The sequence below is a fragment of the Auraticoccus monumenti genome (genome assembly GCF_900101785.1).
In the GTDB taxonomy this organism is placed as follows: domain Bacteria; phylum Actinomycetota; class Actinomycetes; order Propionibacteriales; family Propionibacteriaceae; genus Auraticoccus; species Auraticoccus monumenti.
Map to the genome: position 1 here is coordinate 4,107,299 of NZ_LT629688.1, position 23,946 is coordinate 4,131,244.

The window sequence follows — 23,946 nt, forward strand, 5'->3', positions numbered from 1 at the left end:
GCCCGTCGGAGGCTGTCGGGAGGCCTCGGTAGGGTCGAGCCCATGACTGCTGAGAAGCCCGAGATCGACTTCCCCGAGGGCCCCGTGCCCACCGAGCTCCAGATCACCGACCTGGTCGTCGGCGACGGCCCCGAGGCCACGCCGGGCCGCACCGTCAGCGTGCACTACGTGGGCGTGGCCCACAGCAGCGGCGAGGAGTTCGACGCCAGCTACAACCGCGGCACCCCGCTGGACTTCCGCCTGGGTGCCGGCATGGTCATCAAGGGCTGGGACGACGGCGTCGCCGGCATGAAGGTCGGCGGCCGCCGCCAGCTGGTGATCCCCGCGCACCTGGCCTACGGCGACCGCGGCGCCGGCGGCGTGATCGGCCCGGGGGAGACGCTGATCTTCGTCTGCGACCTCGTCGCCGTCAGCTGACCCTCCCCCGGGACGGGCTCAGACCCTGACGCCCTTGCTCCGGGCGGTGATCTTGTTGCGGGAGGCCAGCGCACGCTCGGCCTCCCGCCGCGAGTCCCGCTCCGCGATGGTCTGGCGCTTGTCGTACTCCTTCTTCCCGGTCGCCACGGCGATCTCGACCTTGGCGTAGCCGTCGGAGAAGTAGAGCGCCAGCGGGACGACCGTGGCCCCGGAGCGCTGCAGGGACCGCTCGATCTTCTCGATCTCGCGCCGGTGCAGCAGCAGCTTGCGGGTGCGCCGGGCGGTGTGGTTGGTCCAGGTGCCGTGGCTGTACTCCGGCACGTGTGCGTTGCGCAGCCACGCCTCGCCGTCGTCGATGGTGACGAAGGCGTCCCCCAGGTTCGCCCGACCGGCCCGCAGCGACTTCACCTCGGTGCCGGCCAGCACCACACCGGCCTCGTAGGTGTCACCGATGTGGTAGTCGAAACGTGCCTTCTTGTTCTGGGCCACCATCACTCGGCCCTTCTCCTTCACCATGCCCCCATCCTCTCAGGCGGCACCAGCGAGCACCCACCGGTAAAGGCCGTGGCCCGCGTCCCCATCCGGGACGCGGGCCACAGGACCGTCAGGGTCCGGCTCAGAAGAGCCCGGAGGACATCGGGTTCACGGTGCTGCCGCCCTTGGTCACCATCAGGTGCAGGTGGCAGCCGGTGGAGTAACCGGTGCTGCCGACGTAGCCCACCACCTGGCCCTTGCTGACCCGCTGCCCCACGCCCACGCTGTAGTGCGTCGCGTGGTTCATGATGGTGGAGACGTAGGACCCCTTCACCCGGCCGTGGTCGATCACCAGGCGGTTGCCGTACCCGGAGTTGAAGTACTTCTCCGACACGGTGCCGGAGTAGGGCGCCCGGATCGGCACCCCGCAGCCGACGCCGAAGTCGGTGCCGTCGTGCAGCTTGTAGATCCCGGTGACCGGGTGCAGCCGCATGCCGTACTTCGAGGTGATGGGGCCGTTCACCGGCATCGCGAAGGACGTGTCCGCCGGCTGCGCCGCGGGCTCGGGCGCCGGCTTCGGCTGCGCCTGGCGCCTCGGCTCCGAGGCCTTGGACGACCCCCCGGAGGAACGGTTCTCCCGGGACCGCTCGGCCGCCGCCCGCTCCTCGGCGCGCTGGGCCGCGGCCCGCTCCTCCTCGGCCTGGCGAGCGGCCGCCTGCTCCTCGGCCTTGCGCTTGCGCTCGGCCTCGGCGATGCGGTCGGCGATCCGCTGCTCCACCGCGCTGCGCTCGGCGGTCAGCTCCTCGTAGCGCGCCTCGTCGGCGGCCACCTCCTGCTCGGCGGCCTGGCGGGCGCTGTCGGACTTCTCCACCAGCGAGGCGACAGCAGCCGTCTCGGCCTCCGCCTGGGCCTCCAGCGACGCCTTCAGCTCCACGTTCTCCGCTGCCGCCTTGCGGTCCGCGGCCACCTGGGCCTCGATCCGCACGCGCTCCTCCTCCGCCGCCTCGAGCTTGGCCTGCAGCTCGCGCAGCCGGTCCATGCCGGCCTCGGTGGTGTCGAACATGGTGGTCGACCACTGCATCTTGGTCTGCAGGTCGGACTGGCTCTCGGTCTGCAGCAGCACCGCCACCTCCATCAGGTTCGTGCGCTGCTGGTACTCCGCCCGGGCCACCTCGCCGACCATGGCCAGCTGGTGGTCCAGCTCCAGCTGGTTGTCGGCCACCGCGATGCGGGCCTTCTCCAGCTGCTTCTGGGCCTTGGCCAGCTTGGCCTGCATCTTCTCGTCGTAGGCCCGGGCCTCGGCCAGTGCCTGCTGGGTGGCGGCCAGGGTGGCCCGCGCCGACTCCAGCTCGGACTCGGCGGCCTCGAGCGCGGAGACCGCGCTGGTCAGGCCGGCGGTGGACTCGCTCAGGTCACGCTTGGTCTGCTCCGCCTGCCGCTGGAGCTCGTCGCGGCGGTCGGTCAGGTCGTCCGCGTAGGCGGTGCCGAGGCACAGGGAGAGGCCGAGGACACCGGCGGTGAGGGCCCCGAGGAGGCGGCGCGGGCGGAGGATGCCGTGGCGGGTGGGGGGGAAGTCCCGAGTCACGATCAACAGACCCCTGTCATTTCTCGACAGCGCCCCGGCGTGGACAAGGTTTGTCTCACACCCTCAGGTACCGTCTCGTGGCGACGAGCGTCGGCACTATAGACAGCACGATTCCGACGACCGCAACCCCCGCGATGGCTATTCCCGCCTGTGGCCAGCCGATCCAGGCTGCAGTCTGCAGTGAGACTTGAGAGTTCTCGCGGATGACCCCGACGGTGGTGGCCAGGGCCGCGGAGGCCAGCAGGATGCCCAGCACACCGGCGATCAGGGACTCCAGCAGGAAGGGCGCCATGATGTAGGAGTTGCTCGCCCCGACCAGCCGCATGATGCCGATCTCGCGCCGCCGGGCGACCGCCGCCATCCGGATCGTGTTCCCGATCTGCAGCGCCGCCGCCAGCAGCAGCAGCCCACCGGTGGCCATCGCCCCGATCTGCAGTCCCTGCAGCACCTGGATCAGCGGCTGCAGGTACTGGCGCATGTCCTGGACGGCCTGGACGCCCGGGAGCCCGGCCACGGAGCTGACCACGCCCTCGAACTTCTCGGGGTCGACCAGCTTCACCCGGAAGGACTCCTGCATCTGGTCCACGGTGAGGGACTCCTGGATGGGGCTGCCCTCGAAGGCCTCCTGGAACTCCTCGAAGGCCTCCTCCTTGGTCTCGAAGAAGACCTCGGCGACCTCGGGGTTCTCCTCCAGGGTCTGCTGCACCAGCTGGCGCTCGGCCTCGGTGGTCTCCGCACCCGGGGTGCAGTTGTCCCCCGCGGTGGCCGGCGTGCACAGGAACACCGAGATCTCGACCCGGTCGTACCAGCGGTCCTTCAGCAGGTCGGCCTGCTGGTAGATCAGCAGCCCGGCCCCGAAGAGCGTGAGCGAGACGAACATCGTGACCACGACGGCCACCACCATGCTGACGTGGCGGCGGAGACCGGACCAGGTCTCGGAGAAGATGTGGCGCACGGCTCAGCGCTCCTGGGGGGTGGGGGCGGGCAGCGGGCGCGGGGTGGTCGTCACGAGCCGTACACCCCCTTGGTCTGGTCGCGGACGACGGAGCCGTCGGCGAGCTGGACGACGCGCTTGCGCATCTGGTCGACGATGGAGGAGTCGTGGGTGGCCATCACCACCGTGGTGCCGGTGCGGTTGATCCGGTCCAGCAGCTTCATGATCCCCACGCTGGTGGCGGGGTCCAGGTTGCCGGTGGGCTCGTCGGCGATCAGGATGCGCGGGCGGTTGACGAAGGCGCGGGCCACCGCCACGCGCTGCTGCTCACCACCGGAGAGCTCCTCGGGGAGCCGGTTCTCCTTGCCCTGCAGGCCGACCAGCTCCAGCGTCTCCGGCACCAGGGTGCGGATCTGGCTGCGGGACTTCCCGATCACCTGCAGCGCGAACGCGACGTTCTCGTGGACGGTCTTGCCGGGCAGCAGCCGGAAGTCCTGGAAGACGGTGCCGATCTGGCGGCGCAGACCGGGGATCTTCCAGTTGTGCAGTCGGTTGAGCTCGCGGCCGGCCACGAAGATGCTTCCCCTGCTCGGGCGGTACTCGCGCAGCACCAGACGCAGGAACGTCGACTTGCCCGAGCCCGACTGCCCGACGAGGAAGACGAACTCGCCCTTGTCGATCTCGAGGTCGACGTTGCTGAGGGCGGCACGGCGCTGGCCCTCGTAGGTCTTGCTCACATCATCAAATCGGATCACGGCGGAGGTGGACCGGGGTAGGCGCAGGGAAGTGGGGACGGGTGGTGCACCCGGCCCCGGTTGACGGTCCACGGGGAGTCTAGGTCGCCTCCCCCGACGCTGTCCGCATTGGAGCGCGACTCGGCGGGTTGAGAGGTTCTCAGCGTCCCCCCAGCACCCTCACGGCGCCGCTCCGTGCTCAGGCCTCGGCCAGCTCCCCGCTGCGGCGCCACCGGATCCCGGTGTCGAGGAAGGAGTCGATCTCCCCGTCGAAGACGCCGTCGGGGTTGCTCACCTCGTGGTCGGTGCGCAGGTCCTTGACCATCTGGTAGGGGTGCAGCACGTAGGAGCGCATCTGGGAGCCCCAGGAGTTGCCGCCGTCGCCCTTGAGGGCGTTCAGCTCGGCCTCGCGGTCCTGGCGGGCCTTGAGCAGCAGCCGGGCCTGCAGCACCCGCAGCGCCGCGGCCTTGTTCTGCAGCTGGGACTTCTCGTTCTGGCAGGAGACCACGATGCCGGTGGGCAGGTGGGTGATCCGCACCGCGGAGTCGGTGGTGTTCACGCTCTGACCACCGGGGCCGGAGGAGCGGAAGACGTCGATGCGCAGGTCGCCCTCGGGGAGGTCGATGTGGTCGGCCTCCTCGGTCACCGGGAGCACCTCGACGCCGGCGAAGGAGGTCTGTCGGCGGCCCTGGTTGTCGAACGGGGAGATCCGCACCAGCCGGTGGGTGCCCTGCTCGACCGACAGCGTGCCGTAGGCGAAGGGCGCCTTGACCGCGAAGGTGGCGGACTTGATGCCCGCCTCCTCGGCGTAGGAGGTGTCGTAGACCTCGGTCGGGTAGTGGTGGCGCTCGGCCCAGCGCAGGTACATCCGCATCAGCATCGAGGCGAAGTCGGCGGCGTCCACCCCGCCGGCCTCGGCGCGGATGGTCACCACGGCCTCGCGCTCGTCGTACTCCCCCGACAGCAGGGTGCGGATCTCCAGCGCGTCGATGGAGCGGCGCAGCGAGGTCAGCTCGGTCTCCGCCTCGGCCATGGTGGCGGCGTCGCCCTCCTCCTGGCCCATCTCGACCAGCACGGCGAGGTCGTCCAGCCGGGAGCGCAGCGAGATCAGCCGCTCCTGCTCCGACTGCAGCACGGAGAGCCGGGAGGTGACCCGCTGGGCGTTCTCCTGGTCGTCCCACAGGTCCGGCGCGGACACCTGCTGCTCCAGCTCGGCGATCTCCGCGCGCTTGCCGGCCGGGTCGAGGACCGTCTCGATGGAGGTGAGGGCACGATCCAGGTCGTGGAGGGCGAGAGCGAAATCAGCGGGCACGACCCCGCATCCTACGCGCGTCGGCGGAGGACCCCTAGGATGCCGGGCGGACCAGAGGGAGGAGCACCCGTGGACGACGCCGTCGTGGCCGTGGACATCGGTGGGACCAAGGTGGCCATGGCCGTGGTCGCCGCCGACGGGCAGGTGCTGTTCGAGGACGTCGTGCCCACCGGGACCGGTGAGGACCCCGAGCAGCTGTGGCAGCCGATCGGAGCGGCCCTGGCCGGTCTGCTGGACGGGGTCGGCGACGTCCTCGGTGAGGAGACCCGCGTCGGCATCGGCTCCGCCGGGCCGGTGCACGGCCCGGAGGGGCTGGTCAGCCCGGTCAACATCCCGGCCTGGCGCAGGTGGCCGGTCCGGGACCGGGTGCTGGACGCGGTGGTGCGGGCGACCGGTCGCCCCGCCACCGGTGTGCTCGCCGGGGACGGGCACTGCATCGCGGTCGGGGAGCACTGGCTGGGGGCCGGGCGCGACGTCTCGTCGATGGTCGGCATGGTGATCTCCACCGGCGTGGGCGGGGGTGCGGTGATCGACGACGTGCTCTTCGCCGGGGCGACCGGCAACGCCGTCCACATCGGCCACACCTCGGTGAACTTCCTCGGCGAGCGGTGCGCCTGCGGGAGCCACGGGTGCGTCGAGCTGTACGCCCGTGGTCCGGGCATGGTGGCCGCCGCCCGGGAACGCGGGTGGGTCGGTGAGGACGCCCAGCAGCTCACCCTCGACGCCCGCGAGGGCGACCCGGTCGCCCGGGAGGCCATCGAGCGGGGCATGCGGGCCCTGGCCGCAGGGGTGGCCGAGCTGGCCACCAACCTCGACGTGACCACCTTCGTGATCGGCGGCGGGGTGTCCAAGGCCGGTGAGGTGGTCTTCGAGCCGCTGCGCCGCCACCTGGCCGACTTCGCCGTGCTGCACTACGTCGACGGCCTCGAGGTCCGCCCTGCGGAGCTGGAGAACGCCGGGCTGCTGGGGGCCGCCGCGGTGGCCCTGGCGCTGACCGGACGCGGCCCGCTGAGGCAGGCGCCGCCCTCGGGCCGCCGGACGCCGTCGCGGTAGCATCTGCTTCCGGTCCGAGGGCCGCGGGCGCATAGCTCAGCTGGTCAGAGCAGCTGCCTTACAAGCAGCAGGTCGGGGGTTCAAGTCCCTCTGCGCCCACCAGGACGGCGCCCTCCCGCGCCGCCGCGCACCGGGGGCTAGCGTGTGCGGGTGAGTGACACCCCCACCGACGGCACCATCACCGAGAAGCAGCGGTGGCGGGCCCTCATGGTCTGCCTGGTCGCCGGCGCCATGACCCTGCTCGACGTCAGCATCGTCAACGTCGCCCTCCCCTCGATCCGGGACGGCCTGGGGGCCGGCCCCAGCACCATCCAGTGGGTGGTGGCCGGCTACGCGCTGGCCTTCGGCATCCTGCTGGTCCCGGCCGGGCGGCTCGGCGACGCCCGCAGCCGCCGCTCGGTCTTCATCGCCGGGGTGGTGCTGTTCACCCTCTCCAGCGCCCTGTGCGGTGCCGCCCAGGACCCGGTCTGGCTGGCGGTGGCCCGGGTGCTGCAGGGGTTCGGCGGCGGTCTGATCTCCCCGCAGGTCTCCGGCTTCATCCAGACCATGTTCACCGGGCGGGACCGCGGCCGGGCCTTCGGGCTGTTCGGGGCCTCCATCGGGGTCTCGACCGCGATCGGCCCGCTGCTGGGCGGCGTGCTGGTCAACGCCGGCGGGCCCGACCTCGGCTGGCGGCTGGTCTTCTTCGTCAACGTCCCGGTCGGCGTGGTGCTGGTGCTGCTCGCGCTGCGCTGGCTCCCCCGCGCCGGCACCGGTCACCGGCAGTCCCTGGACCCGGTGGGCGTGGTGCTGTTCGCGGCGGCGATCCTGCTGGTGCTGTGGCCGGTGGTCCAGGGCGACCAGGACACCCCGCTCAGCCAGCGCCCCTGGTGGTTCCTGGCCGTGGCGGCCGTCGTGCTCGTCCTCTTCCTGCTCTGGGAGCGGCGCTGGGCGGCACGCGGGGAGGAGACGCTGGTCGACCTCAGCCTGCTGCGGGTGCGCTCCTTCACCACCGGGCTCGGGCTGGGCACCTTCTACTTCGCCGGCTTCACCGCCATCTTCATCGTGCTCACCCTCTACCTGCAGGAAGGCCTCGGCTACTCCGCCCTGGAGGCCGGGCTGACCCAGCTGCCGTTCGCGGTCGGCTCGGCGGTGTCGGCGTTCCTGGCCGGTCGCCTGGTGCACCGCTTCGGCCGGTGGCTGGTGGTGCTCGGGCTGGTGGGCGTGGTCGTCGGGCTGGTGGTCATCGACGTGATCGCCCCGGTCATCGAGGGCATGGAGGGCCTCAAGCTGGCCCCGGCGCTGCTGCTGGCCGGCTTCGGCGGCGGCATGGTGATCTCCCCCAACGTCACCCTGGCCCTGGCGGAGGTCGACCCGGCCCGGGCCGGGGCCGGTGGTGGGCTGCTGCAGACCGCGCAGCGGACCGGGTCGGCGATCGGCGTGGCCGTGGTGCTGGCGATCTTCTTCCAGTCCGCCGCCGCCACCGGCGGGGACCTGGGTGAGGCGCTGTCCTACAGCCTGCGCACCACCATCGCGCTGGTGCTGGTGGCCCTGGCTCTCGGCGTGGTCGACCTGCGCCGGCGCACCGCCGACCCGGCCCCGGAGCCGGCCGAAGTCGTTCGGTGACCCGACCCCTCGGTGGCAGACTGCCCGCGTGAGCGAAACCCTGAAGTCCCGCATCCGTTCCGACATGACCGCCGCCATGAAGGCCCGCGCCACCACCCGCACCCGGGTGCTGCGCTCGGTGCTGACCGGCATCCAGCAGGCCGAGGTCGCCGGGGAGCACGCCAAGGAGCTCACCGACGCCGAGACCCTCGACGTGATCGTGCGCGAGGCGAAGAAGCGGGCGGAGTCGATCGAGGCCTACGAGGCCTCCGGCCGCGAGGAGCTGGTCGCCCAGGAGCGCGAGGAGGCCGAGGTGCTGGCGGAGTACCTGCCGGCCGGGCTGAGCGAGGCCGAGATCAGCGAGATCGTCCGCGCCGCCATCGAGCAGACCGGTGCCGACGGCCCGCGCGCGATGGGCAAGGTGATGGGTGTGGTCACCCCGCAGACCAAGGGACGCGCCGACGGCGCCGCCGTGGCCGCCGAGGTCAAGCGCCAGCTGGCCGGCTGAGGCGCGGCGAGCGGGCTCAGAGCCTGCTGAGCGCCTCCAGCGGGGCGTCGGGGTCCCTGGCGGTGCCGTGCGCGGTGCCGTCCCGCCAGGCCACCCGGCCGGCGGCGTCCACCCAGACGCTGGTGCGCCGCGCGCAGCCCAGCTCCTCGTCGAAGACCTCGTAGCACCGGGCGATCGCCCCGTGCGGCCAGTGGTCGCTGAGCAGCGGCAGGCTGAGGGAGAGTGCGTCGGCGAAGGCCCGCAGGGAGAAGATCGAGTCGCACGACAGGGCCCGGACGTGCGCGCCGGCCTCGGCGTAGCGTCCCAGCCGCTGCTGCAGCGCGACCAGCTCGCTGGCGCAGACGGGGGTGTTGGCCCAGGGGTAGAACACCAGCAGCACCGGCGACCCGCGCAGGGCCGACAGCGTGTGCTCGCGGCCGTGCTGGTCGCGGGTGGTGAAGTCGGGAGCCTCGGGCCTCAGCGCGGGCACCCCGTCAGCGGCGCGCACGCCTCAACGGCGCACGCCCTTGGGCCGGACGAGCTTGCTGGCGGCCCACTCGTCGGAGAGAGCGGCGGTGCTGGTCAGGCTGAGCCCGGCGGTGAGAGCGGCCTCGGAGATGTCGGCGGGGTCGACGTGCCCGTCGCGCCCGACCTTGGGCGTCATCAGCCAGACGAACCCGGAGCCGGCCAGATCGGTCAGGGCGTCCACCAGGCCGTCGACCAGGTCGCCGTCGCTGTCGCGCCACCACAGCAGCACGACGTCGACCGCCTCGACCGCCTCCTCGACGAGCTCACCGTCGACCGCGTCCTCGAGGGCGACCCGCAGGCCGTCGTCGACGTCCTCGTCCCAGCCCAGCTCCTGGACCACCATGCCTGCCGTGACGTGCAAACGGTCTGCCCCCGGGGCGGTCTTCTCCCCCGTGGGTCCTGCGTTGGTGCTCACCGAGCCCCCCTCGTCCGTGTCGTGGATCAGGGCATCAGCGTGCCAGAGAGCTGCGGGGTTGGGAACCACCAGGGGTGCCGCGGCCGAACGGGCCGGCTGGGCCGCGCTGGCGACGTCCGCCCGGATTACGGTTCGTCGGGGGTAGGTGACAAACTGATCTGCGGGTGTGCCATGACCTGGACCGCCCGGTCCCCTCCCGGGGACGCGCGTAGACACTGCGATAGGAGCCTCATGGCACGCCCTGGCGAGCGCCCCGGCATCACCGCCGAAGGAATCCCCAGCCAGCTTCCGGACATCGATCCCGAAGAGACCCAGGAGTGGCTGGACTCCCTGGACGGCATGCTGGACGAGAAGGGCAAGCAGCGGGCCCGCTACATCATGCTCAAGCTGATCGAGCACGCCCGCGAGAAGCAGGTGGGTCTGCCGGCCCTGCGCAGCAGCGACTACATCAACACCATCCCGCCCGAGGACGAGCCCTGGTTCCCCGGTGACGAGCACACCGAGCGCCGCATCCGCGCCTTCATCCGCTGGAACGCCGCGATCATGGTGTCGAAGGCGAACCGCAAGGGCCTCGAGGTCGGCGGGCACATCGCCTCCTACCAGAGTGCGGCCAGCCTCTACGAGGTCGGCTTCAACCACTTCTTCCGGGGCAAGGACCACGCCGGTGGCGGCGACCACGTCCTGATCCAGGGCCACGCCTCCCCCGGCATCTACTCCCGCGCCTACCTCGAGGGCCGGCTCACCACCGACCACCTCGACTCCTTCCGCCAGGAGGTCTCCCGCGGCAAGGGCAACGGGCTGTCGTCCTACCCGCACCCGCGATCGATGCCGGGCTTCTGGGAGTTCCCGACGGTGTCGATGGGCATCGGCCCGATGAACGCCATCTACCAGGCGCGCTTCAACCGCTACATGCAGCACCGCGGCATCACCGACACCTCCGACCAGCACGTCTGGGCCTTCCTCGGCGACGGCGAGATGGGCGAGCCGGAGTCGCTGGGCGCGATCGGCGTGGCCTCCCGCGAGGGGCTGGACAACCTCACCTTCGTGATCAACTGCAACCTGCAGCAGCTGGACGGCCCGGTGCGCGGCAACGGCAAGATCGTGCAGGAGCTGGAGTCGCAGTTCCGCGGCGCCGGCTGGCACGTGATCAAGGTGCTGTGGGGCCGTGACTGGGACCCGCTGCTGGCGATGGACTCCGACGGCGCGCTGGTGAACAAGATGAACACCACGCCGGACGGGCAGTTCCAGACCTACTCCGTCGAGGACGGGGCCTACGCCCGCCAGCACTTCTTCGACGACCCGCGGTTGCAGAAGATGGTCAAGGACATGTCCGACGACGACATCAAGAAGCTGTCGCGCGGCGGTCACGACTACCGCAAGGTCTACGCCGCGTTCAAGGCCGCCCAGGAGCACGTCGGCCAGCCGACGGTCATCCTGGCCCAGACGGTGAAGGGCTGGACGATCGACGCCCTCGAGGCCAAGAACGCCACCCACCAGATGAAGAAGCTGACCACCAAGGACCTCAAGGCCTTCCGGGACCGGCTCTACCTGCCGATCCCCGACAGCGCGCTCGAGGACGCCTACGACCCGCCCTACTACCACCCGGGCGAGGACTCCGACGAGATCCAGTACATGCTCGAGCGTCGGCGCAAGCTCGGTGGGTTCCTGCCCGAGCGCCGCGCGCGGCCGCGCACCCTGCAGCTGCCGGCGGACAAGGTGTACGCCCCGCTGATGGAGTCGATGGGCGAGAAGACCAAGGTGGCGACCACCCAGGCCTTCGTCCGGCTGCTGCGCGACCTCATGCGCGACAAGGGGATCGGCCAGCGCATCGTGCCGATCGCCCCCGACGAGTTCCGCACCTTCGGCATGGACTCGATGTTCCCGACGGCGAAGATCTACAACCCGTACGGGCAGAACTACGAGGCGGTGGACCGCAAGCTGCTGCTCGCCTACAAGGAGTCCCAGCAGGGCCAGCTGCTGCACGAGGGCATCTCGGAGGCCGGCGCGCTGGCCTCCACCACCGCCGCCGGCACGGCCTACGCCACCCACGGCGAGCCGATGATCCCGTTCTTCATCTTCTACTCGATGTTCGGGTTCCAGCGCGTCGGCGACTTCATCTGGGCCATGGCCGACCAGCTCGGCCGCGGCTTCCTGATGGGGGCCACCGCGGGCCGCACCACGCTGACCGGTGAGGGGCTGCAGCACGCCGACGGGCACTCCCCGCTGCTGGCCAGCACCAACCCGGCGGTCGTGCACTACGACCCGGCCTTCGCCTTCGAGATCGCCCACATCGTGCGCGACGGCCTGCGCCGGATGTACGACTACGAGTCGACCGAGACCCCCGGTGGCGAGGACGTCATCTACTACCTCACCGTCTACAACGAGCCGGTCTCCCAGCCCGGCCCGCCCGAGGACGTCGACGTCGAGGGCATCCTCAAGGGCATGCACCTGTTCCGGCCGGCGCAGCAGAGCGGCGACCGGGCCCGTGCCCAGCTGCTGGCCTCCGGCGTCTCGGTACCGGCGGCCCTCGAGGCCCAGAAGGTGCTGGCCGAGGAGTACGCCGTGGACGCCGACGTGTGGTCGGTGACCTCCTGGAACGAGCTGCGCCGCGAGGCGATGGACGTCCAGGCCTGGAACTTCGACCACCCGGGCGAGGAGCCGCGCACGCCGTGGGTCACCAGCAAGCTCGCCGGGGCCGAGGGTCCGCTGGTGGCGGTCAGCGACTTCATGCGCGCCGTCCCGGACCAGATCCAGCAGTTCGTGGACGCCCCGTGGCTGGCGCTGGGCACCGACGGGTTCGGGTTCGCCGACACCCGCGCCGCGGCCCGTCGCTTCTTCCAGACCGACGCGGAGTCGATCGTCGTGGCCACCCTCCTCTCGCTGGAGAAGCAGGGCGCCTACCGCGAGGGCGCAGCCGCCGAGGCCTACGAGAAGTACGGCCTGGGCGACCCGACCTCGGCCTACGGCGTCACCCAGGAGGGTGCAGGCGCCTGAGCGAGCCCGCCGCACCGCAGGTCGGCGAGCGGGTCTCGATCCGCTACCGGCTCGCCGACGCCCCTCCCGGGGGGCCGCACCTCACCGACGTGGTCGGTGAGGTGCTGCGCGTCTCCGACAGGGAGGTGCTGGTGGCCGGACGCCGCGGCGACGTCGTGGTGGCGTGGCGGCAGGTGGTGGCCTGCCGCCGGGTCCCACCGCCCCCGCTGCCCGAGCCGCACCGCCGGGTCGACGTCGAGGAGATGACCCGGGTCGCGTCCCGCGGCTGGCCCGCGGTGCGCACCGAGCCCCTCGGGGACTGGCAGCTGCGCTGGAGCGACGGCTTCACCCGGCGTGGCAGCTCGGTGCTGGCCGTCGGCGGTCCGGGCACCGGCCACGGCGCGGCGCTGGACGCCGTGGTCGACTGGTACGCCGCGCTGGGCCGTCCCGCCCTGGTGCAGCTGGCCGACTCGCCGCTCGCCGACGTCCTGGCCCCCGACCTGGCCGCCCGCGGCTTCGTGCCCGCCCACGAGACGCTGCTGATGACCGCGCCGTCGGCGACCGTGGCCGTGGAGGACGACCGGGTGGTCTGGGCCGACGTCCTCGAGCCGGTCTGGGAGCGGGCCTACGCCCGGCAGCGACCCGGTGCCCCGGAGGCGGCCCGCCAGGTGCTCGGTGCGGCCGGCGCCTCCTTCGCCAGGGTGGAGGAGGACGGTCGGGTGGTGGCGGTGGGACGGCTGACCGTGGACGGGGGCTGGGGCGGGCTCAGCTGCATCTGGGTCGACCCGGCGCTGCGGCGCCGCGGGCTGGCCACCAGCCTCACCCGGGCGCTGGCCGCGCGCGCCCGCCGGGAGGGGGCCGGGTCGTTGTACCTGCAGGTGGAGGCGGACAACGCCGCGGCCCTGGTGCTCTACCAGCGGCTGGGCTTCACCGAGCACCACCGCTACCGCTACTGGGAGCAGTCGCAGGCGGCCAGCTGAAGCACCCGCTCCTCACCGAGGGCCGGTACCACCACCTCCCCGTCCTCACCACGCAGCAGCGTCAGCCGACCACGGTAGACCGCGAGCAGGGTCGACCCGTCCTCGCTCCAGGCCAGGGTGGACTCCGAGGGCACCGGCAGCGCCGCCTGCTGGTCCAGCAGGGCCACCGGCTCACCGCCGCGGGTGGGGACCAGGTGCAGCTCGGCCCGGTCCCCGGTGGGTACCACCACGGCCAGCCGGCTCCCGTCCGGTGAGAGCCGTCCCCCACCGACCGCGTCCCGCGGCCAGGAGCGGACCACCTCGCGCTCGCCGCTGCGCTGGTCCACCAGCACCTGCACGCAGTAGCGCCAGGGTCCGCACTCGCTGACCAGCAGGTGGTTGCGGCCCGTGGCGAGCAGCCGGCCAGGGCTGACCTGATCGCGGGTGCCGTCCTCGTCCAGGCGCCAGAGGCCGGCGCGGTCCACGGCCAGCAGCCCGCCGCGGCCGTCGGGGAGCACCTGACCGCCGGCGGCGGGGAGCCGTCCGCCCAGGTCCCGGCCGTCCAGGTCGCTGAGGGAGTACGACGTCCGCGACCCGCCGGCGCCGTCGGCCCGCCAGATCGCGCCGTCCGGCCCCGGCAGCGCCTCCCAGCTGCCCACCAGGGACAGTGCCGTCGGGTAGCCGTCGCGGACCCGCAGCGCGGCCCCCACCGGGCTGCCGCCCTCGAGCAGCAGCGCCCCGCCCTCGCCGGCCACCAGGGTGGAGCCCGCCACCCGGCTGCCCAGCACGGCCGGGACGCGGGTGGTGCGGCCGGTGCCCAGGTCGACGGTGACCACGGCCGTCTCGGTGCGCAGGTGCACCAGCTCGCCGTCGGCGCCGGGGACGAGCGTCCCGACGTCGGCCAGCGGCAGGTCGGGTCCGGGGTCGGCAGCGGGCGACGGCGGCGGGCTGCTCGGGGGTGCGGGGTCCGGGACGGGGGCGGGGGCGGCGGGTTGCTGGCCGAGCACCACGGCGGCCACCACGGCCGCCACCAGGGCCAGCAGCACGAACCACACCGGACCGGACGAGCGTCCCGTCTCGAGGACCTCGCGGTCGTCCTCGGCGGCGTCCACCTCCCCAGTATGCGTCGGGTGGCCGAGGCTCCCCCGACACGCTCCCGGCGGCTGGCAGGCTGGGGCCCCCACCCAGGGAGGACCCGATGCGTCGCCTGCTCGTGCTGCTGGCCGGAGTGCTGCTGTGCTCGTGGCTGGTGCTGCCCGCCTCGGCCGACCCGCCGCCGGACACCGTGGACGAGCTGGTCCAGCGGCTGCGGACCGACCCGGTGCAGGTGGGCCCGATGATGGGTGCCGGCCACACCGCGGAGGTCGACCGGACCCTCACCGACCTGGTGGAGCGGGCCCCGGTGCCGGTGCGGGTGGTCCTGGACCTGGCACCGCAGGAGGTGGAGGGCCTCGACCAACCCGCGGACGAGCTGCTCCCCCGGCTGGTCGCCGCGCTCGGTCCCGGTCTGTACGTGCTGGAGCTGGGCGAGACGGCCGAGTCGATCATCGGCTCCTACGCCTTCGAGGCGGTCGGGGTCGACCCGGGTGTCCAGAGCGACTTCTACGACGGGGCGCGGCTGGCCCGCGACCTGACCGAGCCGGGCTACCCGACGGAGGCCTTCTCGACCTACCTGGGTCTGGTGGGCGTGGTGGACGGCGCGGAGGGCCTGGAGGCGCTGGACGAGGAGGCGCTGCTGGCCAGCGGGTGGGCCACCGGGGGCGACCTCGACGACACCCGTCAGGCCGAGGACGAGCGGGTGATCTGGAGCGGTGTGATAGCGCTGGGCACGCTGGCCGCCGCCGCCGGGGCGCGGCTGCGCACGAACCGGTGGCGGCGCCGGCTCCGCGTCCGCCCCTCCGCGGTCCGCCGCGCCCTGGCCGTGGGTTCGGCCCTGCTGCTGGCCCTGGCGGCCGGGGGTGCCACCTGGGTGCTGACCACCGCGCGGATCCCGCCGGCTCCCGTGCCCGGTGACCAGGCGCAGGCGGCGGCCGCGGACTTCGTCTCCGGCGCGAGCGTCCACGTCGCCCCCGACCTGCAGGACTGGATGACCCCGGAGCGGCTGGCTCGGATCGAGGCCATGGCGGCTGCGGCCCAGGTGCCGACGCGGGTGGCGGTCTGGTACCCGACGCAGGACGGCGACGGTCTGGAGGAGGTGGCCGTGGACACCGACCTGCCGGGGCTGTGGATCTCGGCCAACCCCGACGGCGTGGAGGCCTTCGACCACCGGCTGGACGGCGACGGCTACTACTCCGGCGGGGACGTGGACACCGAGGCCGGCTCGGACGAGATCACCTTCCTGGTCGCGGAGACGATCCGGCAGAGCGACGAGGACGGCCCCCGGCCGGTGGTGGGCCCGCCGCGCAGCGACTACTACGGCGGCACCTGGGGCTCGACGGTCGGCGTGGTGGGCGTGGTCGGGGTCCTGGCCGTACCGGTGGGGCTGGGGCTGGGGCTGCTGCTGGCCACCCCGGCCGTCCGGCGGCTGCGTCGCCACACCGCGGGCTGGCTGCCCCCGACCGGGCCGCCGGTGCGAGGCGCCGCCCCTGCTGCGGTGCCTGCCGCGACAGCGTCCAGGAGCCTGGAGCCGGACCGGGGGACGCCGTCGGACCGGGAGCCACGGAGCGTCCGGGAGAGGCCGACCCCCCGGGAGCAGCCGGAGCGGCAGAGGACCTCGGAGCCGGGTCCCCAGCCGGGACGTCCGGCGCCAGCAGTGCAGCGGGAGCCGGAGCCTGCTCCGGCGTCGGAGCCCTCGGTCGCCGCCCCGCCGGTGATCGACGGCCTGCTGCCCCGCGAGCCGCGGGAGCCGGCGTCCTGGGACGTGGCGGGCTGGCGACGGGCGGCGGAGTACGAGCTGGCCAACCTGCAGCGCACGCTCCGCTTCCTCACCCCGGCGGCTGCCGCCACCCCGGCTGCGGCGGCCGCGACGCGCCACGCCGAGGCGGCCGAGACCCTGCTGGGGGCGGGCGGCTCCCCGGCGGACCAGCTGGGTGCGGCCGTCCTGGTCCGCCGGGGTGCCGACGCGGCCCGGGCGGCGACGTCGCTGCGGGAGTGGGCACCGCAGCCCGGGTGCTTCTTCCACCCCGAGCACCCGGCCGGGACCGAGCAGCGGACCTTCGCAGGCCGGACGGTCCCCTGCTGCCGGGCCTGCGCGGGGCACCTGGACGCCGACCGCACCCCGGAGCTGCTCGACCTCCCCGGGCCGGTGCACTTCCACGAGTCCGGGGCCGAGCCGTGGGCCTCCACCGGGTTCGGTGCGCTCGAGCCCGACCTGCCGGGCCGGCTGGCCCTGGGCTGACTCAGCGGCCGGTCCAGGCCAGCAGCTCCTCCACCGGCCAGGTGGTGACGATCCGCTCCAGCGGGACGCCGGCCGCCTCGGCGCGGGCGCACCCGTAGGCCAGGAAGTCCAGCTGGCCGGGCGCGTGGGCGTCGGTGTCGATGGAGAACAGGCAGCCGATGTCCAGGGCCAGGGCGAGCAGCTCGTCGGGCGGGTCGCAGCGCTCGGGGCGGGAGTTGATCTCCACCGCCACGTCGAACTGCCGGCAGGCCTCGAAGACCACCTCGGCGTCGAACTGCGAGGGCGGCCGCGTGCCGCGCTCCCCCTCGATCAGCCGGCCGGTGCAGTGGCCCAGGACGTCGGTGCGCGGGTTGGCGATGGCGCTGACCATCCGCATGGTCATGGTCTCGGAGTCCGAGCGCAGCTTGGAGTGCACGCTCGCCACCACCACGTCGAGCTGGTCGAGCAGGTCGGCGTCCTGGTCCAGCCCGCCGTCCTCGAGGATGTCCACCTCGATCCCCTTCAGCACCCGGAAGGGGGCCAGCTCGGCGTTCAGGTCGTCGATCACCCGCAGCTGCTGGCGGAGCCGGTCGGCGGTGAGCCCGCGGGCCACGGTGAGCCGCGGCGAGTGGTCGGTGGCGGCGACGTACTCGTGGCCCAGCGACCGTGCGGTCAGCACCATCTCCTCCAGCGGGCTGCCGCCGTCGGACCAGTCGGAGTGGCAGTGCAGGTCCCCGCGGACGGCGGCCCGCACCGTCTCGCCGCCGCTGACCAGGGGCACCCGCTGCTCGCGCAGCCCGGCCAGGTAGTCCGGCACCCGACCGGCCATGGCCTGGCTGACCACGGCCACGGTCTTGGGACCGAGCCCGGGGACCTTGCCCCAGCTGGCGGCGCGCTGGCGCTCGGCCCGCTCGTCGGCGTCCATCGCCTCCACGGTGGTGGCGGCGCGCCGGTAGGCCTTGACCCGGTGGGTGTCGGCCCGGCTGCGCTCGAGCAGGAAGCCGATCTCCCGCAGGGCCTGGACCGGATCCATCATCTCCTCCTTCGTCGGGTCTGCCACGGCACCGCCTCGGCCGCCGGGACGGTCTGCGGCGGCCAGCGCAGGGACCGGAGCTGCCCGATCCCCCACCAGGCGTAGCCGACGGCCAGGAAGGCCACCAGCAGGAACAGGACGTAGTCGGCGAAGTCGCGGGCACCGGGGACCAGGAAACGGTAGAGGGTCTCGCCCCCGATCACGTAGCTGACCAGGTACAGCAGCGGCACGGACAGCCAGACCAGCGGCCACCACCAGGCCAGCCGCTGGTTGCGGCCGACCAGCAGCCAGTCGGTGATGGCCATCAGGGGCACGACCAGGTGGGTGAGCAGGCTGGTGAGGGTGCTGTAGTCGGCGCCGAGCATGGTGGCGAAGACGAAGAAGGTGATGGTGGTGTAGGTGGTGGCGGCACCGCGGGCCACCCCCCAACGGCTCTCCATGGCCCCGTCGAGCACCAGCGGGGTGAGCAGCGAGGCGGTGGCGCTGAGAGCGACGCAGAGGGTCGAGACCTGGGTGAAGTAGCGCAGCACCTCCCACCCGCCGGTGACCAGTCCGGCCAGCAGACCGGCCCAGGCGCAGCCCGCGAACAGCAGCCGCCACAGGGTGACGCTGACCAGGCTGGGGCCCTCGACGGTGGTGGGGACGCGCACGACGGTGGTCGACATCGACCTCCTCCTCCCTGCCGGCACCGAAAGGTACCCCGGTCGTCCCAGCGGCGACCGGGTGGTCGTCCGGGCCCGGGCGTCGGTGGGCACCGATAAGGTCGAGGCCATGGCGGCGAGGGCGGGTGAGCGCGTCCCGGGGCCCTCCCCGCGGACGCGCGCAGCGATCGCCCGCCGGCTGGCGGCGGCCTCGGGACAGATGACGACGGCGGCCGTGGGCGAGATGGAGGCCCGCCATCCCTGGTTCAGCGAGCTCAGCGCCGAGGAGCGGTCCTGGATCACGCTGGTGGCCCAGGCCGGCATCGACGGCTTCGTGCGCTGGTTCTCCGAGCCCGAGGACGAGGGCCGCGGTGCCGGGATCGGGGTCTTCGGCACCGCGCCGCGCGCGCTGGCCCGGGCGATCACGCTGCAGCAGACCGTCGAGCTGGTGCGGACCACCATCGACTCGGTGGAGACCCAGCTGCACGAGGTGATGCCGCGCGGCGACCGCGGGCACCTGCAGATCGCCATCACCCAGTACAGCCGTGAGGTGGCCTTCGGGGCCGCCGAGGTCTACGCCCGGGCCGCGGAGCTGCGCGGCGCCTGGGACGCCCGGCTGGAGGCGCTGGTGGTCGACTCGGTGCTGCGCGGGGACACCGACGAGACGGTGCTGAGCCGCGCCTCGACGCTGGGGTGGCGCTCCACCCAGTCGGTCGCGGTGGTGATCGGCCCGGCCGACGACAGCGGCGCCGCCCGTCCGCTGGAGGAGGTGCGCCGGCTGGCCCGCAACCGCGACCTCGACGTGCTGGCCGCCGTGCAGGGCGACCGGCTGGTGGTCGTGCTGGGTGGGGTGGTGCTGGTCGACCAGGACGCCGCGGTCACCCAGGCCACCCACCTCGTCGGCGCCTACGGCCCCGGCGCGATCGTGGTCGGGCCGGTGGTGGAGCACCTGGTGGACGCCTCCCGCTCCGCCAGGGGCGCGCTCTCGGGTCTGCGTGCCGCCGTGGCCTGGCCCGGTGCCCCCCGCCCGGTGGGCAGCGAGGACCTGCTGCCCGAGCGCGCCCTGGCCGGCGACGGCCACGCCCGGCGCGCGCTGGCGATGGACGTCCACGGGCCGTTGGCCGCCGTCAACGGCGACCTGCTGGAGACGCTGACCGCGTTCCTGGACAGCGGCTCCTCGATGGAGGCCACCGCCCGGGCGCTGTTCGTCCACCCCAACACGGTCCGGTACCGCCTGAAGCGGGTGCAGCAGGTGACCGGCTTCAGCCCGACGGACCCGCGGGAGGCGTACGTGCTGAGGATCGCGCTGACCCTGGGGCGTCTGCAGCGCTGAGGGTCGGCGGACCTGCGTGGGGATCTCGCGGTCGAGGGGCGCCGGGAAGCAGGACGACAGCCGCTCCGCGCGGGTGGGACCATGCGTCGTGCCCGATGAACCCTGGTCCACCGCAGAGCTCGCCGAGGCCCTCTCACCCCTTCTCGTGGGCACCCGGGGGCTGCTGCGACCGCGCGACTGCACGGTCCTGGACGTCCGCCCCCGGGAGCACGACGTCCTGGTCAGGTTCCGGTGGATGTCCTACCCCCACGTGCTCGGTCGAGGACTGCCGCCGCGCAGCCAGTACACCGAGGACGGCGGCTCCCTGGAGCCGCGGTACTGGGCCTCCGACGCACTCACGTGGTTCGACGAGCAGCTGTGCACCGGTCTGCTGGTCACCGCCTCCCGCCGTGAGCGGCCGGGCTTCATCGAGCTCGTCGACCGTCCCGGACCCGCTGCGGACCGCCGCTTCTGCACGACCTCGACTGAGCCTGACGACGAGGACGTCTGGTCAGCGGTCGACCTGTTCGAGCAGGACGGCTTCGACACCCGCCCGGTCCGTGCGATACGCGCCGACGGCTCGCTGATCGCCTGGGTCCGAGCCCACCTGGACAGCCGCACCGGGTCGCCGTGGGTCGGGCACGCGGCCGTGACCCGGACCGGTGCGACGACCGCCCGGTTGGAGTTCTGCGAGGTGGCGGGTGACGTGCCGGGCACCGTCGTCGTCGACCTGTGCCGGACGGCCGCGCACATCGCGTCCTGGCACGGGGCCCAACGAGTCGTGACCAGCCTTGGTCAGCCGGAGCTCAGCATCCTCGGGTTCGTCCAGCGCGACGATCACCGCGAGCTCGACACAGCCTTCCTCGGCGAGGACCACGAGGCCGTCGGCGCGCTCATCCGTGGCTCACGCGCCTGGAAGCCGTCGGGCCGGGTGCGCCGGGCGGCGCTGCTGGCGCGGCTGACGCACCGGGTCGTCGGGAGGTAGGGCTGCTTGGGTTGTCCGGGCTCTTCGAGCTGCGGCGCTGCAGGGCTGGTCGGCCCGCAGGGCTGGTCGGGCCGCAAGGCTGGTCGGGCGCAAGGCTGTTTCGGGCGCAAGGCTGTTTCGGGCTGCAGGGCCGTTCGGGCCGCAGGGCCGTGGAGCCTCCAGAGCCCTAGAGCCTTCAGGGCCGTAGAGGCTGCTGGCTGTAGGGCTGTCCGGGGTGCAGGGCTGTAGGGGTGTAGGGGTGAGGGCTGCGCAGCAACCTGCGACTGGGGAGCTGGGCACGTGCTGGCCGAGGACCATTGCGGTGATCGTGGCCAACGCTGTCCACAGCCTGCGAAGTTGTCCACAGATTCGAACGCAGAGCCGATTTTGTCAGCGGTTCGCCGTAGATTGAGGACATGACGAAGCACCGCACCGACGCCGCAGCCACGCTGCTGGTCGACGTGCGCGCCGACCGCGCAGCCGAGAACGCAGCCGCCGCCCGGATCCTCGCCCGGGCTGCCGAGTGGGCCGACCTCCACCCTCCGGTCGAGGACGACTTCGTCGCCTCCGCCACGATCGGCGGCCGCCCCACCGGGGCACCGCTGGCCGGTGAGGGCACACCGGAGGTGGACGAGGGCTGCATCGCCGAGCTCGCCGCCGCGCTGCGCTGCTCCACCGACGCCGGCACCACCCTCATCGGCCAAGCCCTCGAGCTCCGCCACCGGCTCCCCCGTCTCTGGGCCCTCGTCCACGCCGGGAAGGTCGCCGCGTGGCAGGCCCGCCTCGTCGCCGGCCGCACCATCAGCCTGACCCGCGAGGCAGCGACCTTCGTCGACGACCAGGTCGCTGCTGTCACGGGCAAGGTCGGGGTGACCCAGCTGGACCGGGTGATCACCACCGCGATCACCCGGTTCATGCCCGAGGAGGCCGAGCGGCAGCGGGTCGAGGCGGAGGAGAAGCGCCGCTTCGACATCTTCCACGACCAAGACGGCCGCCGACACGGGCTCGCGGAGGTGGTCGGGGTCCTCGACCTCCCCGACGCCCTCGACCTCGACGCCGCCATCGGCGCCGGAGCCCGGATGCTCGCCGAGGCCGGAATCGACAAGTCCCTGGACGTCCGCCGCTCCATGGCCGCCGGTGAGCTCGCCCGCTCCCAGCCCGCTCTGAACCTGACGACGAGCCAGCCCGGTCTGGTCGACGACGCCACCACCCCAGCCGCGTCCGACCCGATGGCGGGCGGTGCGTCCACCGCAACTGAATCCGACGTCGATGCCCACCCCGGCTCCTCGGCCAACGCCCGAAGCGCAACCAACGCCGCCTCGCCGGCTCACGCCCGGACCGAACGCGACGCCGTCTCCCCCGCCAGCCCGCAGACGGGAGCAACCGCCGGCTCCCCTGTCGACTCGACCGACCAGCCCCACCACTCGACGAACGCCGCCTCGATCACCGGGCGCGCACCCGCGACCCCCTGGCCCGGTCGGGCACCGTCACAGGTGACCCTCTACGTCCACCTGTCCGCCGACGCCCTCACCGGCGGCAGTCAGCGGTCCGGGTGGGTCGGCAACACCGGGATCCCTGTCACCGCCGGACAGATCCGCGACTGGTGTGGCCGACCCGATGCGAAGATCACCGTCCGACCCGTGATCGACCTCAACACCACAGCCACCGTCGACGGCTACGAGGTACCGGACCGGCTCCGCGAGCACATCGCGCTCCGCGACCGCACCTGCGTCTTCCCCTGGTGCAGCCGGCCCGCGCATCCGCGATCCACCCGACAGCGCAACGACGGCACCCCCACCTGGTCCACCGACGCCGACCACATCGAGCCCTACGACACCGGCGGGCCGACCTCGACCGACAACCTCGCCCCGCTGTGCCGCAAGCACCACCGGCTCAAGACCCACACCCCATGGCGCTACCGCATGCTGGCGCTCGGCCACTACGAGTGGACCAGCCCTCACGGGCTCTGCTTCCGACGAGGACCCGACGGCAGCACCACGGACCTCTCGGCCGAACCACCCGCAACTCCGGCAGCGCCCGCATCCCGGAGACGGCAGCCAGATCAGCCGTGTCGACAACCACGTGAGCCAGCGCCCGCACTGACTGGCTGAGCGCTCCAGACCCGCACGCACGCCACCGACCGGGGACTCCTCCTCGGTCCGGTGGCGCACGTGCGTTCGGCTCAGGTGAGCAGCGCCGCCGGAAGCCGGGCGGCCGTGCACTGAGGCTGCGTCCGCCTTCGGGGCCGGCCATGCCGTCAGGTGGGACTCCATCTGCCCGGAGATACCTGGAGCCGGACAACCGTGCACGAGGAAGCAGCGACGCACGTCGGCGGATCCAGCCCCGTCGGCGCGGAGTGGTGGCTGAACCAGCAGGTCCGCCGAGGCGGCGGAGGACGTGAACCCCCCGACCCAGGACCCGTACCTCGAGAGCCCCGCCTCGATCCACTGGGCGCGGCGGACGCTCAGGACCCTCTCAGGGGATGATCACCACGGCGGTGCCGAACGGCACGAGCACCCAGACGACGTCACCGTTCTCGTCCTGCAGCTCCAGGGTCACGGACCTCCCCCTCCGCAGCGCGCCCAGCCGCTTCTTCACCTCCGCGACGGACTCGTCCCTGAGGTGCACCGGGGTGCCGTTCACGACGAGCTGAGCCATGACGTCACGCTAGGGCTCCATCGGCTCACGGTGCTGCTGCTGATGCCCACCACGACCCCCGCCGGTAGCGTGTCCGGGTGCAGACCTTCCTGCCCTACCCGGACTTCGCTGCGAGCGCGGCCACGCTGGACACCAAGCGGCTCGGCAAGCAGCGGGTGGAGACCCTGCAGGTGATGAAGGCGCTCACCGTCGAGAACTACGGCTGGCGGCACCACCCGGTGGCCAAGATGTGGCGCGGCCACCGGGCGTCGCTGATGGACTACCAGGTCGCCACCTGTCGTGAGTGGACCGGCCGCGAGTTCGGCGACACCACGCTGGAGTCCACGCTCGCCTTCCTCGCCCTCCCCTCCCTGGTCACCCCCGAGCTGGACGAAGTGGCTCTGTGGCGCAGCGGCGAGCACCGGGCCCCGCGCTGGCTGGGCGACGAGGCGGTGCACCGCTCCCACCGCTCGAAGCTGCTGGCCAAGGACCCCGAGCACTACCGCGCGCACTTCCCCGACACGCCCGACGACCTCGACTACGTCTGGCCCACACCCTGAGAAACGTTTGTAGGGTTCTCACAAGATC

General features: G+C 72.9%; 22 protein-coding genes and 1 tRNA gene. 12 read left to right on the forward strand and 11 right to left on the reverse strand.

Annotated features, from left to right (window positions below; translation table 11 throughout):
• Positions 1-42 precede the first annotated feature (42 nt).
• Positions 43-417, forward strand: coding sequence for an FKBP-type peptidyl-prolyl cis-trans isomerase (locus BLT52_RS19040; RefSeq protein ID WP_090595714.1), 375 nt, complete (start codon positions 43-45; stop codon positions 415-417).
• Between the two features lie 18 nt (positions 418-435).
• Here BLT52_RS19040 and smpB read toward each other — a convergent pair whose 3' ends face one another.
• From smpB to prfB, 5 genes are all read right to left on the reverse strand, one after another.
• The gene (gene smpB, locus BLT52_RS19045; RefSeq protein WP_090595716.1) at positions 436-933 is read right to left on the reverse strand and encodes an SsrA-binding protein SmpB; all 498 of its coding nucleotides are present in this window, start codon (positions 931-933) and stop codon (positions 436-438) included.
• Positions 934-1,033: 100 nt separating this feature from the next.
• Entirely contained in the window at positions 1,034-2,476 is a 1,443-nt protein-coding gene (locus BLT52_RS19050) for a M23 family metallopeptidase (RefSeq protein WP_090595717.1), read from the reverse strand.
• A 55-nt stretch (positions 2,477-2,531) separates the two neighbouring features.
• Positions 2,532-3,431, reverse strand: a complete 900-nt coding sequence (ftsX, locus tag BLT52_RS19055) for a permease-like cell division protein FtsX (RefSeq protein ID WP_231946401.1) — start codon at positions 3,429-3,431, stop codon at positions 2,532-2,534.
• A gap of 50 nt (positions 3,432-3,481) precedes the next feature.
• Positions 3,482-4,165, reverse strand: coding sequence for a cell division ATP-binding protein FtsE (gene ftsE, locus BLT52_RS19060; RefSeq protein WP_090595719.1), 684 nt, complete (start codon positions 4,163-4,165; stop codon positions 3,482-3,484).
• Positions 4,166-4,343: 178 nt separating this feature from the next.
• A complete protein-coding gene (gene prfB, locus BLT52_RS19065; RefSeq protein WP_090595721.1) occupies positions 4,344-5,456 on the reverse strand; it encodes a peptide chain release factor 2 in 1,113 nt (370 codons plus the stop codon).
• Positions 5,457-5,525: 69 nt separating this feature from the next.
• On the opposite strand from prfB, the gene BLT52_RS19070 reads away from it, so the two are divergent.
• The 4 genes from BLT52_RS19070 to BLT52_RS19085 all read left to right on the forward strand — a co-directional run bounded on the left by BLT52_RS19070 (position 5,526) and on the right by BLT52_RS19085 (position 8,601).
• The gene (locus BLT52_RS19070; protein WP_231946402.1) at positions 5,526-6,509 is read left to right on the forward strand and encodes an ROK family protein; all 984 of its coding nucleotides are present in this window, start codon (positions 5,526-5,528) and stop codon (positions 6,507-6,509) included.
• A gap of 25 nt (positions 6,510-6,534) precedes the next feature.
• Positions 6,535-6,611: transfer RNA gene (locus BLT52_RS19075), tRNA-Val, on the forward strand.
• 48 nt (positions 6,612-6,659) lie between these two features.
• Positions 6,660-8,114, forward strand: coding sequence for an MFS transporter (locus BLT52_RS19080; RefSeq protein ID WP_197679112.1), 1,455 nt, complete (start codon positions 6,660-6,662; stop codon positions 8,112-8,114).
• A 28-nt stretch (positions 8,115-8,142) separates the two neighbouring features.
• Positions 8,143-8,601 carry a GatB/YqeY domain-containing protein gene (locus BLT52_RS19085; protein ID WP_090595724.1) on the forward strand — a complete coding sequence of 153 codons (459 nt, stop codon included), beginning with the start codon at positions 8,143-8,145 and terminating at the stop codon, positions 8,599-8,601.
• A 16-nt stretch (positions 8,602-8,617) separates the two neighbouring features.
• On the opposite strand, the gene BLT52_RS19090 is transcribed toward BLT52_RS19085, so the two are convergent.
• Both BLT52_RS19090 and BLT52_RS19095 read right to left on the reverse strand, forming a co-directional pair.
• Positions 8,618-9,088 carry a redoxin domain-containing protein gene (locus BLT52_RS19090; RefSeq protein ID WP_231946403.1) on the reverse strand — a complete coding sequence of 157 codons (471 nt, stop codon included), beginning with the start codon at positions 9,086-9,088 and terminating at the stop codon, positions 8,618-8,620.
• A gap of 3 nt (positions 9,089-9,091) precedes the next feature.
• The gene (locus BLT52_RS19095) at positions 9,092-9,523 is read right to left on the reverse strand and encodes a DUF3052 domain-containing protein (RefSeq protein WP_090595725.1); all 432 of its coding nucleotides are present in this window, start codon (positions 9,521-9,523) and stop codon (positions 9,092-9,094) included.
• A 231-nt stretch (positions 9,524-9,754) separates the two neighbouring features.
• Between BLT52_RS19095 and aceE the strand changes: the two genes are divergently transcribed.
• Complete coding sequence (aceE, locus tag BLT52_RS19100; protein ID WP_090595727.1) at positions 9,755-12,517, forward strand: pyruvate dehydrogenase (acetyl-transferring), homodimeric type; 2,763 nt, start codon at positions 9,755-9,757, stop codon at positions 12,515-12,517.
• Complete coding sequence (locus BLT52_RS19105) at positions 12,514-13,476, forward strand: GNAT family N-acetyltransferase (protein ID WP_456236375.1); 963 nt, start codon at positions 12,514-12,516, stop codon at positions 13,474-13,476. Before aceE ends, BLT52_RS19105 begins: the two co-directional genes overlap by 4 nt.
• Here BLT52_RS19105 and BLT52_RS19110 read toward each other — a convergent pair.
• Complete coding sequence (locus BLT52_RS19110; RefSeq protein WP_090595730.1) at positions 13,446-14,567, reverse strand: hypothetical protein; 1,122 nt, start codon at positions 14,565-14,567, stop codon at positions 13,446-13,448. The two genes, BLT52_RS19105 and BLT52_RS19110, sit on opposite strands and share 31 nt — an antisense overlap.
• A gap of 86 nt (positions 14,568-14,653) precedes the next feature.
• Between BLT52_RS19110 and BLT52_RS19115 the strand changes: the two genes are divergently transcribed.
• Positions 14,654-16,792 (forward strand): hypothetical protein, encoded by a 2,139-nt coding sequence (locus BLT52_RS19115; RefSeq protein WP_090595731.1) that lies wholly within the window; start codon positions 14,654-14,656, stop codon positions 16,790-16,792.
• A 1-nt stretch (position 16,793) separates the two neighbouring features.
• Here the strand turns inward: BLT52_RS19115 and BLT52_RS19120 are convergent, their stop codons facing one another.
• Together BLT52_RS19120 and BLT52_RS19125 are read right to left on the reverse strand one after the other, a co-directional pair.
• Complete coding sequence (locus BLT52_RS19120; RefSeq protein ID WP_090595733.1) at positions 16,794-17,804, reverse strand: PHP domain-containing protein; 1,011 nt, start codon at positions 17,802-17,804, stop codon at positions 16,794-16,796.
• Positions 17,804-18,469 carry a Pr6Pr family membrane protein gene (locus BLT52_RS19125; RefSeq protein ID WP_090595734.1) on the reverse strand — a complete coding sequence of 222 codons (666 nt, stop codon included), beginning with the start codon at positions 18,467-18,469 and terminating at the stop codon, positions 17,804-17,806. Before BLT52_RS19125 ends, BLT52_RS19120 begins: the two co-directional genes overlap by 1 nt.
• A gap of 196 nt (positions 18,470-18,665) precedes the next feature.
• On the opposite strand from BLT52_RS19125, the gene BLT52_RS19130 reads away from it, so the two are divergent.
• The 3 genes from BLT52_RS19130 (at position 18,666) to BLT52_RS19140 (ending at position 22,832) form a co-directional block, all read left to right on the forward strand.
• Complete coding sequence (locus tag BLT52_RS19130; protein WP_456236376.1) at positions 18,666-19,778, forward strand: PucR family transcriptional regulator; 1,113 nt, start codon at positions 18,666-18,668, stop codon at positions 19,776-19,778.
• 88 nt (positions 19,779-19,866) lie between these two features.
• Positions 19,867-20,742, forward strand: coding sequence for a hypothetical protein (locus BLT52_RS19135; RefSeq protein ID WP_157677225.1), 876 nt, complete (start codon positions 19,867-19,869; stop codon positions 20,740-20,742).
• Positions 20,743-21,137: 395 nt separating this feature from the next.
• The gene (locus BLT52_RS19140; protein WP_090595737.1) at positions 21,138-22,832 is read left to right on the forward strand and encodes an HNH endonuclease signature motif containing protein; all 1,695 of its coding nucleotides are present in this window, start codon (positions 21,138-21,140) and stop codon (positions 22,830-22,832) included.
• A 364-nt stretch (positions 22,833-23,196) separates the two neighbouring features.
• Here the strand turns inward: BLT52_RS19140 and BLT52_RS19145 are convergent, their stop codons facing one another.
• Positions 23,197-23,379 carry a hypothetical protein gene (locus BLT52_RS19145; RefSeq protein ID WP_090595739.1) on the reverse strand — a complete coding sequence of 61 codons (183 nt, stop codon included), beginning with the start codon at positions 23,377-23,379 and terminating at the stop codon, positions 23,197-23,199.
• A gap of 77 nt (positions 23,380-23,456) precedes the next feature.
• Between BLT52_RS19145 and BLT52_RS19150 the strand changes: the two genes are divergently transcribed.
• Positions 23,457-23,918 (forward strand): MSMEG_6728 family protein, encoded by a 462-nt coding sequence (locus BLT52_RS19150; protein WP_090595741.1) that lies wholly within the window; start codon positions 23,457-23,459, stop codon positions 23,916-23,918.
• The last annotated feature ends 28 nt before the right edge of the window (positions 23,919-23,946 follow it).